This window comes from Variovorax sp. PBL-H6 (genome assembly GCF_901827155.1).
Classification (GTDB): Bacteria; Pseudomonadota; Gammaproteobacteria; order Burkholderiales; family Burkholderiaceae_C; genus Variovorax.
Map to the genome: position 1 here is coordinate 2386757 of NZ_LR594659.1, position 16696 is coordinate 2403452.

General features: G+C 68.5%; 14 protein-coding genes. 5 read left to right on the top strand and 9 right to left on the bottom strand.

What is annotated here, in order from left to right; genetic code table 11:
• Nucleotides 1-5: 5 nt before the first annotated feature.
• The 9 genes from G3W89_RS11385 to G3W89_RS11425 all read right to left on the bottom strand — a co-directional run bounded on the left by G3W89_RS11385 (nt 6) and on the right by G3W89_RS11425 (nt 9268).
• A complete protein-coding gene (locus G3W89_RS11385) occupies nt 6-1157 on the bottom strand; it encodes an acyl-CoA dehydrogenase family protein (RefSeq protein WP_162574190.1) in 1152 nt (383 codons plus the stop codon).
• A gap of 5 nt (nt 1158-1162) precedes the next feature.
• Nucleotides 1163-2782 carry an acyl-CoA carboxylase subunit beta gene (locus tag G3W89_RS11390; RefSeq protein WP_162574191.1) on the bottom strand — a complete coding sequence of 540 codons (1620 nt, stop codon included), beginning with the start codon at nt 2780-2782 and terminating at the stop codon, nt 1163-1165.
• A 115-nt stretch (nt 2783-2897) separates the two neighbouring features.
• The gene (locus G3W89_RS11395) at nt 2898-3812 is read right to left on the bottom strand and encodes a phosphatidylglycerol lysyltransferase domain-containing protein (protein WP_162574192.1); all 915 of its coding nucleotides are present in this window, start codon (nt 3810-3812) and stop codon (nt 2898-2900) included.
• Entirely contained in the window at nt 3796-4596 is an 801-nt protein-coding gene (locus G3W89_RS11400; RefSeq protein ID WP_162574193.1) for a TIGR03084 family metal-binding protein, read from the bottom strand. The genes G3W89_RS11395 and G3W89_RS11400 overlap by 17 nt, the downstream gene beginning before the upstream one ends.
• Entirely contained in the window at nt 4593-4799 is a 207-nt protein-coding gene (locus tag G3W89_RS11405; RefSeq protein WP_232076461.1) for an acyl-CoA dehydrogenase family protein, read from the bottom strand. Before G3W89_RS11405 ends, G3W89_RS11400 begins: the two co-directional genes overlap by 4 nt.
• Nucleotides 4800-4806: 7 nt before the next feature.
• Complete coding sequence (locus tag G3W89_RS11410) at nt 4807-5712, bottom strand: SDR family oxidoreductase (protein WP_162574195.1); 906 nt, start codon at nt 5710-5712, stop codon at nt 4807-4809.
• A 56-nt stretch (nt 5713-5768) separates the two neighbouring features.
• A complete protein-coding gene (locus G3W89_RS11415; RefSeq protein WP_162574196.1) occupies nt 5769-6596 on the bottom strand; it encodes a helix-turn-helix domain-containing protein in 828 nt (275 codons plus the stop codon).
• A gap of 277 nt (nt 6597-6873) precedes the next feature.
• Complete coding sequence (locus G3W89_RS11420; protein ID WP_162574197.1) at nt 6874-7626, bottom strand: AAA family ATPase; 753 nt, start codon at nt 7624-7626, stop codon at nt 6874-6876.
• Nucleotides 7627-7645: 19 nt separating this feature from the next.
• On the bottom strand, nt 7646-9268 hold the full coding sequence (locus tag G3W89_RS11425; protein WP_232076463.1) for a class I adenylate-forming enzyme family protein: 1623 nt from the start codon (nt 9266-9268) through the stop codon (nt 7646-7648).
• Between the two features lie 213 nt (nt 9269-9481).
• Between G3W89_RS11425 and G3W89_RS11430 the strand changes: the two genes are divergently transcribed.
• The 5 genes from G3W89_RS11430 (at nt 9482) to G3W89_RS11450 (ending at nt 16693) form a co-directional block, all read left to right on the top strand.
• A complete protein-coding gene (locus tag G3W89_RS11430; protein ID WP_232076805.1) occupies nt 9482-11404 on the top strand; it encodes an ATP-binding protein in 1923 nt (640 codons plus the stop codon).
• Nucleotides 11401-12909: an acyl-CoA carboxylase subunit beta gene (locus G3W89_RS11435; protein WP_162574198.1), complete on the top strand. Its 1509-nt coding sequence runs from the start codon at nt 11401-11403 to the stop codon at nt 12907-12909. Before G3W89_RS11430 ends, G3W89_RS11435 begins: the two co-directional genes overlap by 4 nt.
• A 15-nt stretch (nt 12910-12924) precedes the next feature.
• A complete protein-coding gene (locus G3W89_RS11440; RefSeq protein ID WP_174258251.1) occupies nt 12925-14547 on the top strand; it encodes an AMP-binding protein in 1623 nt (540 codons plus the stop codon).
• A 90-nt stretch (nt 14548-14637) separates the two neighbouring features.
• Entirely contained in the window at nt 14638-15801 is a 1164-nt protein-coding gene (locus G3W89_RS11445; RefSeq protein WP_162574200.1) for an ABC transporter substrate-binding protein, read from the top strand.
• Between the two features lie 16 nt (nt 15802-15817).
• A complete protein-coding gene (locus G3W89_RS11450; RefSeq protein WP_162574201.1) occupies nt 15818-16693 on the top strand; it encodes a branched-chain amino acid ABC transporter permease in 876 nt (291 codons plus the stop codon).
• The last annotated feature ends 3 nt before the right edge of the window (nt 16694-16696 follow it).

Sequence of the window (16696 nt, forward strand, 5' to 3'; positions counted from 1 at the left end):
GTGAGTCATGCTTTCGGAAGGATTCCCATGAACTTGCACAGGATCTGCAGCATCACCTCGTCGGCGCCGCCACCGATGGAGACGAGCCGCGTGTCGCGGTAGATGCGGGAGATCGGGCTTTCGTCCATGAAGCCCATTCCGCCCCAGAATTGAAGGCAGCCGTCGGCCACCTGCCGCACCACGCGGCCGGCCTTCAGCTTCGCGGCAGTCGCGAGCCGCGTGGCGTCCTGGCCCAGCACGACCTTCTCGACGCCGGCCCAGCACAGTGCGTGAAGTGCATCGACCTCCGCCTCGAGCTCGGCCAGCTTGTAGTGCACCCACTGGTTGTCCAGGATGGCTCGTCCGAATGCCTTGCGCTCGCCCGTGTAGGCGATGGTCTCGCGGATCGCGCGCCGCGCGATGCCGCAGGCGTTGAGTGCGCCCCAGAGGCGCTCGATCTGGAACTGCTCCATCTGGTAGACGAAGCCCATGCCTTCCTCTCCGATGCGATGGCGCTGCGGCACGCGAACGTCGTCGAAATGCAGTTGCGCGGTGTCGGACGAGTCCATGCCCATCTTGCGCAGCTTGCGTGCCACCGTCACGCCGCGCGTCTTCATGGGCACGACGATCAGCGACTTGTTCCGGTGCGGCGCGCCTTCGGAGGTGTTGGCCAGCACCACGCAGAAGTCGGCCTGCGTGCCGTTGGTGGTCCACATCTTTCCGCCGTTGATGACGTAGTCGCCGCCGTCCTTGCGGGCCGTGGTGCGGATGCTCGCCACGTCCGAGCCGCTGCCCACCTCCGACACGCCGAGGCAGCCCACGAATTCGCCGCTGATCGCGGGTGCGAGGAATTCGGCGCGCAGCTCGGGGTTGCCGCGCTCCGCGAGCGCCGGCGTGCACATGTCGGTCTGCACGCCGATCGCCATCGGCACGCCGCCGCAATGGATTTCGCCGAGCGTCTCCGCGAGCACGGCCGCGTAGGAGTAGTCGAGGCCCTGTCCGCCGTTCTCTTCCGGCTTGTTCAAGCCCAGCAAGCCGAGTTGGCCGAGCTGCCCGAAGACCTGGTGCGCCGGAAAGATCTCGTCGCGCTCCCACTGGTCGACGTGCGGGTTGACCTGTTCGGCGATCCACCGCTGCACGGTGGCGCGCAACTGTTCATGTTCGTGCGTGAGTTGCATGGCGATCAGGGACGGGCAACGGAGAACTGCATCGGCTGCGGCGTGCGGGCATCGCCCTCACGGCACACGGCCAGCACCTTGGCCAGCACCGCGCGGGTGTCGCGCGGATCGATCACCCCGTCATCGAGCAGCCGGGCGCTGGTGGTGAACACGCTCATCTGGCTGTCGAAGCGGTCGATGATGCGCTGCGACATCTGGTCGAGCTTCGCCTCGTCCACTTCTCCCTTGCGGCGCATGCTGGCTTCGGTGACGATGCGCATCGTGCCGGCGGCCTGCTCGCCCCCCATCACAGCCGTCTTCGAGTTCGGCCAGCTGAAGCAAAAGCGCGGATGGAAGCCGCGGCCGCACATCGCGTAGTTGCCGGCTCCATAGGAGGCGCCGCAATAGATCGTGATCTGCGGCACCGTGGCGCTGGTCACGGCCTGGATCATCTTGGAGCCGTGCTTGATGATGCCGGCCTCTTCGTAGGAGCGCCCCACCATGAAGCCGGTCGTGTTGTTCAGGTACAGGATGGGCGTGCGCGACTGGCAGCATGCCTGGATGAAGTGCGTGGCCTTGGAGGCCCCGGCCGGATCGATGGGGCCGTTGTTGGTGATCACGCCCATTGGCCAGCCCTCGATCCTGAAATGCCCGCAGACCGTTGCGCTGCCATAGTTCTGGCCGAACTCGAGGAACTCCGAATCGTCGGCGATGCGCGCGATGATCTGCTTCATGTCGACGGGGCGCTTGTGGTCCGCCGGCATCACGCCCAGCAGTTCCTCGGCGTCGTAACGCGGAGGCTTGAAGGTGCGTGGCGGCTCGTGCGGCGTGCCGCGGTCCCAGTCGATCTGCCCGAGGATCTCGCGCGCGATGCGAAGGCCATCGCGATCGTCCTCGGCCAGGTAGTCGCCCAGGCCCGACACCGACGTGTGCATCACTGCACCCCCCAGCTCCTCTTCGGTCGCCACCTCGCCGGTCGCGGCCTTCAGCAGCGGCGGCCCTGCGAGGAAAGCCCGCGAGCGGCCCCGCACCAGGATGATGTAGTCGGACAGGCCCGTCTGGTAGGCGCCGCCGGCGGTCGATGATCCGTGCGTGACGGTGACCACCGGCAAGCCCGCGGCCGACATGCGCGCCAGGTTGCGGAACAGGTTGCCGCCGCGCACGAACTCGTCGACCTTGTATTGCATGAGGTTCGCGCCCGCGCTCTCCACCAGTTGTACGTAGGGCAGCTTGTTCTCCAGCGCGAGCTCCTGGATGCGCAGTTGCTTGTCGAGACCCATGGGCTGCAGTGCACCCGCATCGATGCCCGAGTCGGACGCGATGACCATGCAGCGGATGCCGCTGACGAAGCCGATGCCGGCGATCACGCCGCCGCCCGGCACGCTCTTGTCCATGTCCGGCGTGTCGAGGCCGAGGCCGGCGAGCGTGGCGAGTTCGAGGAAGGGCGCGCCCGGGTCGAGCAGCAGCGAGAGGCGCTCGCGCGGCAGCAGCTGTTGCCGCTTCTCGAATCGCTCGCGCGACGCCGCGGACTTGGCGTGCGTGCGCTGTTCGAAGTTGCGCAGCCGTTCGAGCAGCCCGAGCATGTTGTCGCGGTTCGCCGCGAAGGCTGCGCTGGCAGTGGAGATGCTGGATTCGATCTGGGGCATGGCGGCTTGTATCTCTGAGTCGCGCGTCGGGGCGGCGAAGTGTCCAGATTAGGCGCAGCTGCCTGTGGGGTCTTGCGCGAAGTGGCTGATGCGGCCAGCGACGCGCGCGGCGATGTCAGCCGGTGCGCAGCCGCAGCCGCCACTTGGGCAACAGGAAGGCGGGCCGATAGCTCAGCTTGGTCTGGCGGAAACCCGGCAGGCCAAGGTCCTGCTCGAAATTGAGCCAATCCACGCGCGCGTCCGTGCGGCAGGCGAAGTGATGGAACATGTACTGCGCGATGCCCTTGAAGCGCACCAGTCCCTTGGCGAAGCGGATGACCCACACGCCCGGCTGCAGCTCCTCGGCCAGCACGAAGCCCGCGGGCGCGCCATCAGCCCAATGCACGAAGCCGTCGAGGTTCAGCTGCGGCGCGAGCGCCAGTGCCTCTCGGCAGGCCTCGTCATCCGCCTCGCCGGGTGCCTTGCCCTTGTCGCGCATCCAGCCTTCCAGCACCGCGAGCGCATCGTCGCGCAAGTGCTCGGCATAAGGCGCCACGCGCAGCGAATGCGCCGCCTGCAGTTGCGCCATGAGGTTGGCCTTTTTCTGCAGCGCGCGGCCCCGATAGCGCCGGAACGCGCCGGCGGGGTAGACGTAGTCGGCGTCGTCGCGCAGCTCGGTCAGCTCGAAGGGTGAACCACCCGCGGATTGCACTGCAACTGTCTCGCGCTCGCAAAGAGGAAAGAGAGCGCCGTGCCGTTGCACGACGTCGTGCAGCGCATTCGGAGGCGCGTTGCGCACATCGAAGAGGGGGATGGCGACGCGCTGTCCGTCGTAGGCCAGGCCGCTGATGCAGGGCCAGGGGCGGTCGTGCCAACGCCACTGATGCGGCCGGCGGAAAAGCCAGAGATTGCCGAAGGAAAGGTCGGCGGGTGTGCGTTCCGCCAGCCCCTCGATCCGCGCGCTCAGCAGCGGCGCGATGCGTGATGCGAGCGCCAGCGTGAGCGGCGCCCCCACGCTGTCGGACAGGCCGGGATCAGCGGCGGCTGACACGCGCACCGGGGGCAGGCCCGTCGGCGGGTTCGCCGGCGAAGCACTGCGCGAGCCGGGTCCATTGGTCGGCAGCGTCGCCGCGCCACGAAAGCGCAGTGTCGGCGCGGTTGCGCCGCTGCGTGACCAGCAGGGCGAAGTCGAGCGCGGGGCCATGCACGAAGTGCTCGCCCGACGGTTCGCCCCAGGTCCAGCTTCCACCGTCGGGCGCCTGGAGTTCGACGTAAGGCGTCGGCGCGGGCACGGGCAACTGGCGGTTCACGAAGGTCCAGCCGTAGGTGGTCACCCCCAGGTGGGTGATGTGCCGCAGCCCCGGCCCGGGGGGGCGCTCGCGCCCCAGCATGTCCCAGATGTCCTGTCCGTGCGCCCAGGTCTCCATGAGCCTGGCCGTGGCAAACGATCGCGCGCTCATGGTGGGGCCGTACCAGGGCAGGCGCGCCTTCGGGTCCTTGCCCGCCAGCTGTTCCACGAGGGCCTCATGGCGCTGCCGCCACAGTTGCAGCAGAGCCTTGCCATCGAGGTGGCCGTACCGGCGCCGCGTGATCGCGCTGATCTCCATGCCGGTCGCGAGCTCGCCGTTCAGCGCGTCCTTGTCGGCATCGAATGCCGCCGCATCGGACACGGCCTGCAGCGCTGTTTCGTCGAAGTACAGGAGGTGCGCCACCTCGTCCCAAGGCGTCCAGCCATGGAAGTCGGTGCGCTGCCGCCATTGTTCGTCCGTCAGGGATCCGCACAGGTCCGCAAGCCCGCGGTATTCGGCAAGCAGGTCGCCGGCAAGGTTCCTCATGGGTGTTCTTTCAGATCCTCGTCGTAGCCGATGCCCGGCGCGCCGAGTTCCGCGAACTTGCGGTACAGCCCGCGCGGGAATGTTTCGGCTTCGTCCCATTCGTTGACGAAGGGCGCGATCTCGCGCTCCACGAGGTCGCGCAAGCCCGCGCGGTACGCCTCGTGATCAGGGCTGAAGTAGTGGGGCAGGGGACGGGCGTCCATCATCGGTTCAGGCCTCGCGCAACGCGGCGCGCAGCTGCTCGCCGATCTCGGGCCGTTCCCGGAAGGGGTCCGGAGGCTGGGCCATGCCGACGATGGCCTCCATGCGGCTGCTCACGTTGCCGAGCGCCTTGGGGTGGGTGAAGACATAGAAGCGGTCCTGCGCCGCGGCCTCGAACACCAGGCGCGCGACGTCTGCCGCCGAGACGCGGCCGCTGGTGACGGCCTTGTCCACCATCGCCTTGCCCACGAGCTGGCTGCGCGTGGGCGGCGCGGAGGGCTCATCGGCGGGGCGATTGCGTTCGCTCGCGGTGATGCCGGTCGCCACGAAGTAGGGGCACAGCACGCTGGCACTCACCTGCCGGGTGACCAGGCGAAGGTCCTGGTAGAGCGTCTCGCTCAGCGCAACGACCGCATGCTTGCTCACGTTGTAGACGCCCATGTTGGGCGGCGTGAGCAGGCCCGCCATGCTGGCGGTGTTGACGATGTGGCCGCGCCAGCTCGCGTCCCGCGATGCGGCCTCGAGCATCATCGGAGTGAACAGGCGCACGCCGTGGATCACACCCCACAAGTTCACGCCCAGGAGCCACTCCCAGTCGCGCAGATCGTTCTCCCACACGAGGCCGTGGGCGACGACGCCGGCGTTGTTGAACACGAGGTGCGGGGCACCGAAGCGCTCTCGGGTGGCCTGCGCGAATGCTTCCATCTCGTCGGCCCGCGAGACATCGACGCGCATCGCCAGCACATCGGCGCCGGCCTCGCGCACTTCGGCCTCTGCGCGCGCCAGGGCGTCGGGCTGCACGTCCGCAAGCACCAGGTTCATTCCCATGGCGGCCCCGAGGCGGGCGCATTCAAGGCCGAAGCCGGAGCCGGCTCCGGTGAGGACGGCGGTCTTGCCGCGAAAGTCTTGGATCATGGACGGCATCCTCGCCCTCGGCGGGTTGCGCGTCTTGCGGAAATTGGCTGGAGCGCTCAGGCCGTCAGGGCCGGACGCTCGGATGCCTGCGTGATGATGCGCAGCTTGCGCGAGCCCGCGAAGATGTCCTTGGGCTTCAGTCCGAAGGTCTGGCGGATCGAATGACTGAAGTGCGTGGAGTCGGGATAGCCGATGTCCAGAGCCACGTACACCAGGGAACTGTCGCTGTTCACGTAATGCAGCAGGCTGCGCGCGCGCTTCCAGGTGCGCACGCTGCGGAAGGGTGCCCCCACCTGTTCCTTGAAGAGGTGCAGGAACCGCGAGAACGAGAGCTTGGCCTGTGCGGCGCATTGCTCGGCGGCCGCCATGGTCGACGGATTGTTCTTGATGCTCTCGAGCACGGCGGCGATGCGGCGGTCGAGCGTGCGTGCCGGCAGCGGCTCGCCGAAGAAGGCGACGTCGAAATCCTCGGGACTCAGGTCCAGCGAGGCGCCCTCCGAGACGAGTCGCTGGTGAAGCGCCCGCACATGCGCTGCGAACTCCGGCGCGTGCACCGCGCCGCAGGCACGCAGCAGGGAGGGCAAGCGCGACAGGTCCACCGTCTCGGGCTCGATCAGGATGTCCAGCACATGCCTGCCCTCGCAGGCGATCTCGTAGGGAACATAGGGCTGGACGACTGCAACCTCGGCCGTCTGCCACTCGCCGCCTTGCACCCGTATGCGAATCAGCCCTTCGATGGCTACGTACGCGATGATCGCCCCCTTGGTGTGCATCGCGGGCGCACCGAGCAGGCCGGCATAGAAAATGCGATCAGGCGTGATCCACATCATGCGATCGCAGCTGGTGCAGTGCCGGGGCACGAAGATGTCGTTCGTCGAAAGCATCGAGTGTCTCCAGGAGGCCGGCGATTGCGCTCTTTGCGCGTCCGCTCTTCTTCAGTGCATTCACGGCCCGCGCCAGCGGGGTCGAATCCTCAGGATAGCCAAGGTCTTGCCGGGATACTTGCGTCAGCTGGCTACCTTCTTGTCATGGGGTCGCGAGTCATGTCCGGGTTTACCCGGAAGGTGCCGCAGGTTCTTCGACATTATTGCTGCGTCGAGCTGGCGGCGTCGAGCCGTGAACTGGAAAGCCCCTGCTGCGCAGCCACGCCTTCAGCCTGGTTCAGTGAACTGCGTCGGGCGAAGGACCGCCTCGCATGCCCAGTGCGCGATGCAGCGCCTGAAGGTCGAGGTGAGCGACCGCGTCCGCGCTGGCGCGCGCATCGGAGGGCACCACCCCCAGCGGCGCCATCCCGAGCACGTCGGCCACGCGTGAACGCATGTCTGCGTTGCCAGGCGTGTCACCCATCGCGACCCAGCCTGCGAGGCGCACGCCATGGGCGCGCGTGAGGTCCAGGGCACGCCGGGCACGCCGGGGCGCATCGGCATCGGCACGCAAGGTCAGCAGGAGCGGCAGTGCGAGGCGGCCGGCGACTTCGTGGACGTGGAGGGCGGGGCCCAAGGGCTCGTCGAGGCCACCGACGCCCGCGACCACGACAGCATCCGCCCAGGTGGAGAGCACTTCGTAGGTCTCGACCACCGCCCGCGCCTCCACCCGCGCTCCGGCCTGCTGAACGGCCGCCGACGGGGACGACGCCGGCGGCAGCACGTAGGGGCTCAGGACGTCCGGCGGCACGCCGAAAGAGCTGGCGCGCCCCAGGCACTCCAGGCGCGGGCTGCTCCAGCGCCCGGACTGCTGCACGGCGTCCGCGACGAGCGGGGTCATTGCCGCCACGCGCAGCCCCAGGAAACGCAAGGCCAGCACGACGGCGAGCGCGCCCAGCTGTTCGCCATCGCCCGCGGCCATGCCCGAGACGAAGCAGGAGCCGGGCAGGGCTTGCGCGAGAGTTCGCCGGGCCGGCATCGGGGCGTTCACCCGTTCCGCGCGCGGACGCTCAGGTCTGCGCCCGGTCCGAGCGCAGCGCCGCCTTCTGGATCTTGCCGGCGGGCGTGAGCGGCAGCTCCTCGCGGAACTCGAAACGGCGCGGCACCTTGTAGTCGGCGAGGGCTTCGGCGCACCAGGCCCGCAGCACCTCCTCCGTCACCGTGGCGCCGGGCTTGCGCACGATGAAGTAGTGGCCGATCTCGCCCAGCACCGGGTCGGGCACGCCGATGCCCGCGGCCATGAGCACATCGGGATGGCGGGTGATGTGCGCCTCGACCTCCGCCGGGTAGACGTTGAAGCCGCCCTGGATGTACATGTCCTTGGCCCGGCCTCGAAGCGTGATCACGCCGCGCGCGTCCACCTGGCCGAGGTCGCCGGTGCGCAGCCACCCATCGGGCAGGAAGGCCGCATTGGCCACGGCCTCGCCGACGTAGCCGGGGACCACGCCACAGCCCTTGAAGCACAGCTCGCCCACTTCGCCGACGGGCAGGTCGTTCACGCCGCCAGGGTCGACGACGCGCAGCCGGGCATCGCCGATCGGCACGCCGATGGTTTCCATGAGGTCCCGGTCGGACGCGTCCCAGGGCGTGAGCACGATGGCGCCCGAGGTCTCCGACAAGCCGTACAGGTTCATCAGCGTGGCCGCCGGCAGTTTCTGCTGCAGACGTGCCAGCAATGACGGGTCCACGCTGGAGCCGCCGATGAATGCAAGCCGGACCGAAGAGAAGTCGATGTCCATGCCTTCGGACTTCATCAGCAGCAGCGTCATCATCGTCGGCACGCCCGCGAGCAGCGTCGGCCGGTGCAGGCGGATGCGCTCCAGCATCCGGGGCGCCTTGAATTCCGGCAGCAGGTCGATGCGGCCTCGGCCTGCGAGCAGAGTGAGAATGCCGCAGGTGATGCCGCCGACGTGGTTGAGCGGGCTGGCGAGCGTCAGCAGATCCGTGTCGGCGATTCGCATGTGCGCAGCCTGGGCCCACGCGGACGCCAGCAGGCTGCGGTGCGTGAGGCCCGCGCCCTTGGGGCGGCCGGTTGTGCCGGAGGTGTAGATGACCATCGCGAGCTGATCGGCCGTGACGGCGGTGGCCCCGGATTGGAGCCCCGTCACTGCTTCAGCGTTGTCGGCGGATTGCAGGACGGTCGAGTACGGCACGCGCTCCAGCTTGGTCGTCGCGGACGCGTGCGCCTGCACTTCGGCGCCAGGCAACAGGATGAGGTGGCGCAACCGCGGCGCATCGGCGGCCAGGCGTTCGAACAAGGCGACGAAGTCGCAGCCTTCGTGCTCGCCGAGGGTTGCGACGGCTTTCACCTGGCTGTCCTTCAGGATGTAGCCGAGCTCGCCGTCGCGGTAGCGCGGGCTCATCGCCACGGCGACGGCGCCGATTCGCGCGCAGGCGAAGAACAGGACCAGCCACTCGATGCAGTTCAGCGACAGCAAGCCCACCCGGTCTCCGGGGCCCAGCCCCAGCGCTTGCAAGCCTGCGGCTGCTTGCCGCGAGGCGACTGCCAGATCGCCGTACGTCGCGAGCTCGTCGCCATGCAGGATGAAAGGCGCGGCAGACCGCTCGCCGCTGGCAGCGTCGAGGGCTGCAGCCAGCGTGAGGGGCATCGCGTCGATGGGGTGTGAAGTCATGTTCGTCGCCGTTCCCAGCCAGTGTGGAAGGGGCATTCTTTGGACATGCCCCCGCCCCGTCTTGCGCGGACTGGCTAGCGGTAGCCACTGGGCGCAAGAACCCGGCGCGGGCACTCCATAGACTGTCCGCTCAGCCCAGGAGAGTCCGTGATCGCCAGCCAACCCTTCCGCAAGATCCTCATAGCCAACCGCGGGGAAATCGCGCTCCGGGTGATGCGCACCGCAAGCCGGATGGGCTATCGGACCGTGGCCGTGCATTCGGAGGTCGACGCCGGCTCGCCGCACGTGGAGGCGGCCCAGCAGACCGTGTGCATCGGAGCCGCACCGCCGGCGCAGTCGTACCTGAACATCGACGCGATCCTTCGCGCCGCGAAGGCGACGGGCGCGGACGCGATCCACCCCGGCTACGGCTTCCTGGCCGAGAACGAGGACTTCGCCGCTGCGTGCCGCGAAGCCGGCCTCGTCTTCATCGGCCCATCGCCCGAGGCGATCCGCGCGATGGGCGACAAGGCCGGTGCCAAGCGCCTGATGATCGAAGCGGGCGTGCCCTGCATCCCCGGCTACCAGGGCGATGACCAGGGCGAGCAGCGCCTGTCGGAGGAGGCCGCGCGCATCGGCTACCCCGTGATGATCAAGGCCACGGCCGGCGGCGGCGGGCGTGGCATGCGGCTGGTGAAGTCCGCGGGAGAGTTCAAGGACCTGCTGCGCAGTGCCCAGTCGGAGGCGAAGAACGCCTTCGGCGATGCGACCGTGATCCTGGAGCGCGCCATCATCGAGCCGCGCCACATCGAGATCCAGGTGTTCGCCGACCGCTTCGGCAACGCGGTGCACCTGGGCGAGCGCGACTGCTCGGTGCAACGGCGCCACCAGAAGGTGATCGAGGAAGCGCCTTCGCCGGCGGTGAACGCCGAGCTGCGCGCGCGCATGGGCGCCACGGCCGTGGCGGCCGTCAAGGCGATCGGCTACGAAGGCGCGGGCACGCTGGAGTTCCTGCTCGACCGCGAGGGCCACTACTACTTCATGGAGATGAACACCCGGCTGCAGGTGGAGCACCCCGTGACCGAGGCGATCACCGGGCTGGACCTGGTGGAGTGGCAGCTGCGCGTGGCGGCGGGCGAGCCGCTGCCGCTTGCGCAGGACGCCATCACCTTCTCGGGCCACGCGATCGAGGTGCGCCTGTGCGCGGAAGACGTGCCCGCAGGCTTCATGCCGCAAAGCGGCACCCTGCTGATGTGGCGGGCCACCCCGTTGCTGCGGGTCGAGCACGCGCTGCGCTCGGGTGCCGACATCCCGCCCGACTACGACTCGATGATCGCCAAGCTGGTGAGCCACGGTGCCGATCGCGAGGAGGCGCGGCGCAAGCTCGTCGTCGGGCTGGAGAACACGGTCGCGCTCGGCGTGCGCACCAACCAGTCGTTCCTGGCTGCGTGTCTCGACCATGCGGTGTTCTCGCGCGGCGACGCGACCACGGCCTTCATTGCGCAACACCGCGACGAACTGCTGGCGGCGGACGCCGCGGCCGCGGAGCTTGCCGAGTCGGTCGCGGCGGTGCTGCTGCTGGAGACTTCGCCCGGCGCCCGCGGGCGGGACCCCAGCCGGCGGCTGTCGCACAACGTACCGCTGCGGGTGCGCTACCACATCGACGGCGGCGGCGGCGATGTGACCGCGACCCTGACCGAGACGGGGCCCAGGCGGCATCAGGTCAGCCTGAAGGGCCGCACGCACGAAGTCGAGATTGTCGAACTGCTGGAAGACCGCGTTCGCTTCGTCTGCGACGGCGTCGGCCAGCCTGCGGCGTATCACCGCGAGGGAAACCAGTTGCATTTCAGCCTGGCCGCCATGGCGGTGAAGGTGGTGGACACGACGCGCGCCGCAACCACACGCACGCAGGCGGGCAGCGGCGGCGACGGCAAGCTGCGAGCGTCCATGAACGGGCGGGTCGTTGCCGTTCTCGTGGCCCCGGGCCAGCAAGTGGATGCAGGCCAGCCACTGATGACACTGGAGGCGATGAAGATGGAGCATCTCCATGCCTCGCCCGTCGCGGGGACGGTGAAGTCGGTGCACGTGGCGCCCGGCGATCAGGTCGCAACCGGGCGCGTGCTGGTCGAGATCGATGCTGAATTGCCCGCCGCATGAACACCGTGCGGAGTGATCTCGCCGCCGTGCGAGCCGCGCAGGCCGCGAGACTCGATGCGCAGCGGCCCGCCGCCGTCGAGCGCCAGCGCAAGCGCGGGCGCTGGACGGTGCGCGAGGTGGTCGATGTGCTGGTCGACGCGCAGAGCTTTGTCGAGTACGGCGGGCTCGCGCAGCCGGCCACCGAAGGCATGACGGGTGCCGCGGATGGCCTGGTGATGGGAACCGGCCGAATCGGCGGTCAGCCGGCGGACGTGGTGCTGTACGACTACACCGTGTACGCCGGCACGCAGAGCGCCATCAACCACATGAAGATGACGCGCATGTTCGAGCACGCGCTGAGGTTCCGTTTGCCACTGGTGTGCTGGCTGGATGGCGGCGGCGCCAGGCCGCACGACATGTTGCTGGCCGCGCGCGGCAAGACCCCGACCTTCGTCGTCTTCGCGCGGCTGAGCGGTTGGGTGCCGACCATCGGCGTGGTGCCCGGCGTGGCGTTCGCCGGGCAGGCGAACCTGGCGGGCCTGTGCGATTTCCTGATCGGCGTGCGCGGAAGCGCGCTCGGGCTGGCCGGACCGCCCCTGGTCGAAGCCGCCCTGGGCGTGAAGTACTCGCCGCAGGAGATCGGCGCGGCGGAAGTGCACGAGGCCTCGGGCGTGTACGACATCGTGGCCGACGACGACGCCCACGCGGTAGCGCTCGCCCAGCGCTACCTGGCGTATTTCGGCCCGGCGCAAGCCTGCACCGCCGCCCGGGATCAGTCCGTGCTGCGCGATCTGGTTCCCGAGAATTCGCGGCAGTCGTATGACGTGCGGACGGTGATCGACATCCTCGCCGATGAAGACAGCGTGCTCGAACTCAAACCCGCCTTCGGTGGCTGCGTCGTCACGGCGCTGATGCGCCTGGGCGGCCGCAGCGTCGGCGTGATAGCCAACCAGCCGCTGGTGCTCGCGGGCGCCATCGACAGCGACGGCTCCGTGAAGGCTGCGCGCTTCGCCTCCATCTGCGACGCCTTCGACATCCCCCTGCTGCTGCTGTGCGACACCCCGGGCCTCATGGTAGGACCCGACGCGGAGAAGACGGGCCTCGTGCGTCACAGCGCGCGCCTGCTCACCGCCATTGCGAACGCCACCGTTCCGCTGCTCACCGTGGTGTTGCGCAAGGCCTATGGGCTCGGCTACTACATCATGGGCTCGCAGCCGCTGGACCCGGCCATCCTGCTCGCATGGCCGAGCGCCGAGTACGGCGGCATGGGGCTGGAAGGGGCCGTGAACATCATCTACAGGCGCGAGCTCGATGCCATGACCGATCCCGACGAGCGCGCGCGGCTGCATGCGCGCCTGACCGCCGAGCTGAAGGAGGAGCACTCCGCCGTGATCGCGGGCAGCCGCTTCACCTACGACGACGTGATCGATCCGGCGCACACGCGCGAGCTGCTGCTGCGCACATTGGAGTCGCTGCCGCCCCCGGCGCCGCGCACGACCCGCAAGCGGCTCGTCGAGCCTTTCTGAGTTGGAGGACTCGTGATGTCCAGCACATGGCGCGACCCGCGGGTGCCCGATGCACCCCGATGCGTACTGAAGCCCGTGCTCGAACGCTGGGCGCGCGAGCAGCCGGATGCCGTCTTCGCCCGCTTCGACGACGGCACCGAATGGACCTGGGCGCAGACGCTCGACATTGCGCAGCGCACCGCAGCCGGCCTGCAGTCGCTGGGCGTGGGGCAGGGCGACAACGTGCTCTCGTGGTTGCCCAATGGGCCTGACGCGCTGCGCGTCTGGTTCGGGGCCAACCTGCTCGGCGCGGTGTACGTGCCCCTCAACACAGCGTACCGTGGGCGCATGCTGGAGCATGCCGTGCGCACCGCGAAGGCCGGCGTGATGGTGGTGCATGCGGGCCTCGCGGATCGGCTCGCCGAGCTGCCGTCGGACTGCCTGCGCGACGTGGTCGTCGTGCGCGCCACAGCGGCGGTGCCGGAAGGCGCAGCAAGGTGGCACACGCAGGAGCGACTGGACGGCGACGCGGCCACGCTCGCTGCGCCGCCGCAGGACATCCAGCCCTGGCATACGCAGAGCATCGTCTTCACGTCGGGCACCACCGGCCCTTCGAAGGGCGTGGAGTCCTCGTACCTGCATCTGTTCTCGGCTTCCTTCGACCCGTTCCCTTACCTTGCTTCGAGCGACCGGTACCTCGTGTCGCTGCCGCTCTTTCACGTGGGCGGAACCGTGGCGGTGTACGCGATGCTGTTGAGGGGCGCGTCGGTGGCGATCGTCGACTCGTTCCGGCTCGACACCTTCTGGCAGACCGTGGCCGCCACGCGCAGCACCTTCTGCTGCCTGCTCGGCAGCATGGCCACGCTGCTGGCCAAGGCGCCGCCATCGCACGAGGACCAGGGCCACGGTCTGCGCCACGCGCTGATGATCCCGCTCAGCGAGGACGCGGTCGCGTTCAAGCGCCGCTTCGGCTGCGACATCTACACGCTGTTCAACATGTCGGAGATTTCGGTGCCCCTCGTGTCGGGCGTCAACCCCACCGCACTGGGCACCTGCGGCCGGCCCCGATCCGGCGTCGAGGTGCGCATCGTCGACGAGAACGACTGCGAGGTGGCGCCCGGCGACACCGGCGAATTGCTGGTGCGCAGCGACCGCCCCTGGGCGCTGGCCCACGCGTACTTCGGTGACCCCCAGGCCACCGCCCGTGCCTGGCGCAACGGCTGGTTCCACACCGGCGACGCCTTCCGGGTCGATCCCGACGGGGACTACCGGTTCGTGGACCGGATGAAGGATTCGATCCGTCGCCGCGGCGAGAACATTTCCTCTTTCGAGGTCGAGGCCGAGGTGTGCACGCACCCGGCTGTGCTGGAGGCCGCGGCCGTCGCCGTGCCCAGCCCGCATGGCGAGGATGACGTGCTGGTGGCGGTTGTGCTGCGGCCGGGCGCGAGCCTGGACCCCGCGCAGTTGCTGCACCACCTCATTGCCCGCATGCCCCACTTCATGGTGCCGCGCTATGTGCGCGTGGTCGCGGCCCTGCCGCGCACGCCGACGCAGAAGGTGCAGAAGCACGCGCTGCGGGCGCAAGGCGTGACGGCCGACTGCTGGGATCGCGAGGCGGCCGGCGTGCGCGTGCGCCGCACGGAACTGAAACAGGGTTGACCCGTGTTAGCCAGTAGGCGCAAGCGTCCGGAGCAGACAGAACCTAGAGTGCGAAGGCGTCTTTCACCCGCGTGACCATAGGAGACAAGCATGAGCATTCGAGGAGTTCACTGGATCGTGGCATTGGGCCTTGCGGCTTTGCCGTTGTGCAGCCTGGCCGACCAGGGCGTGACCAAGAACGAGATCCTGATCGGCACGATCCAGGACCTCTCGGGCCCGCTGGCCGCCTACAGCAAGGAGTCGCTCAACGGCATGAACATGCGGCTGGAAGAAGTGAATGCCGCCGGCGGCGTGCACGGCCGCAAGGTCCGGCTGCTGGTCGAAGACTCGGGCTACGACACCAAGAAGGCCATGCTGGCCGCGCAGAAGCTCGCGCAGAGCGACAAGATCTTCGCGGTCGCCGGTTCGATGGGCACCACCATCGCGCTGACCACGCAGCAGGTGTTCGCGGATGCGGGCGTGGTCAACCTGTTCCCGCTCGGCTCCGCGCGCGGTCTCTACGAGCCGCCCGAGATGAAGTTTGCTTTCTCGGTGCCGTACTTCCAGCAGGGGCGCGGCATCGTCAAGTCGTTGCTGGCCACCAAGGCAGACCGCAAGTGGTGCTCGCTCGTGCAGGACGACGACCTCGGCACGGAGCTGATGGCCGGTGTCGATTCGGCGATGAAGGAGGCCGGCAAGACGGTCTCGGAACGCACGACGTACAAGCGCGCAGCGACCGACTTTTCATCGCAGGTGGCCCGGCTGAAAAGCGCGGGCTGCGACACCGTGATCCTCGGCACCACGCTGCGCGAGACGGTGGGCACGTTGAACGAAGCGAAGAAGATCGGGTTCACCCCTCAGTTCGTCGCGACGTCGGCCGCGTACTCGCATCTGTTGCCCAGGCTGGGTGGGGCGGTGACGGAGGGGATCTACGCGTCTCATTCGGCCACGCAGCCGTACGCGGACGAAGGCTCGAAGGCCACGCGCGACTGGTATGCGGCCTACGTGGCCAAGTACAAGGAAGAGCCGGGTCAGTTCGCCGTCATGGGCTACGCGATCATGGACTGGACCCTCAAGGCCGCGGAGAAGGCCGGCGCCGACCTGAGCACCCGCCGATTCATCGAGGCCATGGAGACCAGCAGCTTCCCGCGTGACAAGCTGGGCTTCGACACGATGACGTTCACAAAGACAAAACACCTCGGCTCCGAGGCGATCCGCGTGTCGCAGCTGAAGAACGGCAAGTGGACGCCGGTCTCCGACTTCATCACGCCCTGACCCGGAGGGCCGCTCCGTGGACTTCCTGCAGCAGGTCTTCTCGGGCATCGCGCTGGGATGCATCTACGCGTTGATCGCGCTCGGTTTCGTGCTCATCTACAAGGCCACGGAGACGGTGAACTTCGCGCAGGGCGAACTGATGATGCTCGGCGCCTTCGCCGGCCTGGCGCTGGTGAAGTTCGCGGGCCTGCCGTTCTGGATCGCGGTGCTGGTGGCGCTGGTGGGTATCACGGCGTTCGGCGCGCTGGTCGAGCGGCTCGTGATCCGGCCCGTGCTGGGTCAGCCCCAGTTCACCGTCGTGATGCTGACCATCGGGCTCGGCTACGTGCTGCGCGGCCTGATCACCATGGTGCCGGTCATCGGCTCGGAAACCAGCGCCTTCGACCCTCCGTACAAGGGGATGGTGTGGAAGGTCGGCGGATTGATCCTGAGCTATGAACAAGCAACGGTGATCGCCGTCACCATCGTCCTGTGCTGCGCGTTCTTCATGCTGTTCAAGCACACGAAGGTGGGCATCGGCATGCAGGCCGCCTCGCAGAACCAGCTTGCCGCGCACTACATGGGCATCCCGGTGAAGCGGCTGAACGGCCTGGTGTGGGGGCTGTCCGCGGGCGCGGCCGGATTGGCGGGGCTGTTGCTCGCGCCCTTCACCTTCGTTCACGTGAACATGGGCTACATCGGCCTGAAGGCTTTCCCTGCAGCGGTGATCGGTGGCTTCGGCAGCCTGCCGGGGGCGGTGGTCGGCGGGCTGGCGATCGGCTTGGTCGAGTCTCTGTCGGGCTACTACCTGCCTGAAGGCTTCAAGGACGTGGCAGCGTATGTGCTCGTGCTGGCGATGCTGATGGTCAAGCCCAACGGACTGTTCGGCACGGCGACCCGAAAGAAGGTCTAGTTC

Bases quoted from the DNA above. Each gene is read 5' to 3' on its own strand.
- G3W89_RS11440 (WP_174258251.1), top strand. From the start codon at position 12,925: ATGTCCAGCACATGGCGCGACCCGCGGGTGCCCGATGCACCCCGATGC.
- G3W89_RS11385 (WP_162574190.1), bottom strand. From the start codon at position 1,157: ATGCAACTCACGCACGAACATGAACAGTTGCGCGCCACCGTGCAGCGG.
- G3W89_RS11425 (WP_232076463.1), bottom strand. From the start codon at position 9,268: ATGACTTCACACCCCATCGACGCGATGCCCCTCACGCTGGCTGCAGCC.
- G3W89_RS11400 (WP_162574193.1), bottom strand. From the start codon at position 4,596: ATGAGGAACCTTGCCGGCGACCTGCTTGCCGAATACCGCGGGCTTGCG.
- G3W89_RS11410 (WP_162574195.1), bottom strand. From the start codon at position 5,712: ATGATCCAAGACTTTCGCGGCAAGACCGCCGTCCTCACCGGAGCCGGC.
- G3W89_RS11430 (WP_232076805.1), top strand. From the start codon at position 9,482: ATGCGCACCGCAAGCCGGATGGGCTATCGGACCGTGGCCGTGCATTCG.
- G3W89_RS11435 (WP_162574198.1), top strand. From the start codon at position 11,401: ATGAACACCGTGCGGAGTGATCTCGCCGCCGTGCGAGCCGCGCAGGCC.
- G3W89_RS11390 (WP_162574191.1), bottom strand. From the start codon at position 2,782: ATGCCCCAGATCGAATCCAGCATCTCCACTGCCAGCGCAGCCTTCGCG.
- G3W89_RS11415 (WP_162574196.1), bottom strand. From the start codon at position 6,596: ATGCTTTCGACGAACGACATCTTCGTGCCCCGGCACTGCACCAGCTGC.
- G3W89_RS11445 (WP_162574200.1), top strand. From the start codon at position 14,638: ATGAGCATTCGAGGAGTTCACTGGATCGTGGCATTGGGCCTTGCGGCT.
- G3W89_RS11405 (WP_232076461.1), bottom strand. From the start codon at position 4,799: ATGGACGCCCGTCCCCTGCCCCACTACTTCAGCCCTGATCACGAGGCG.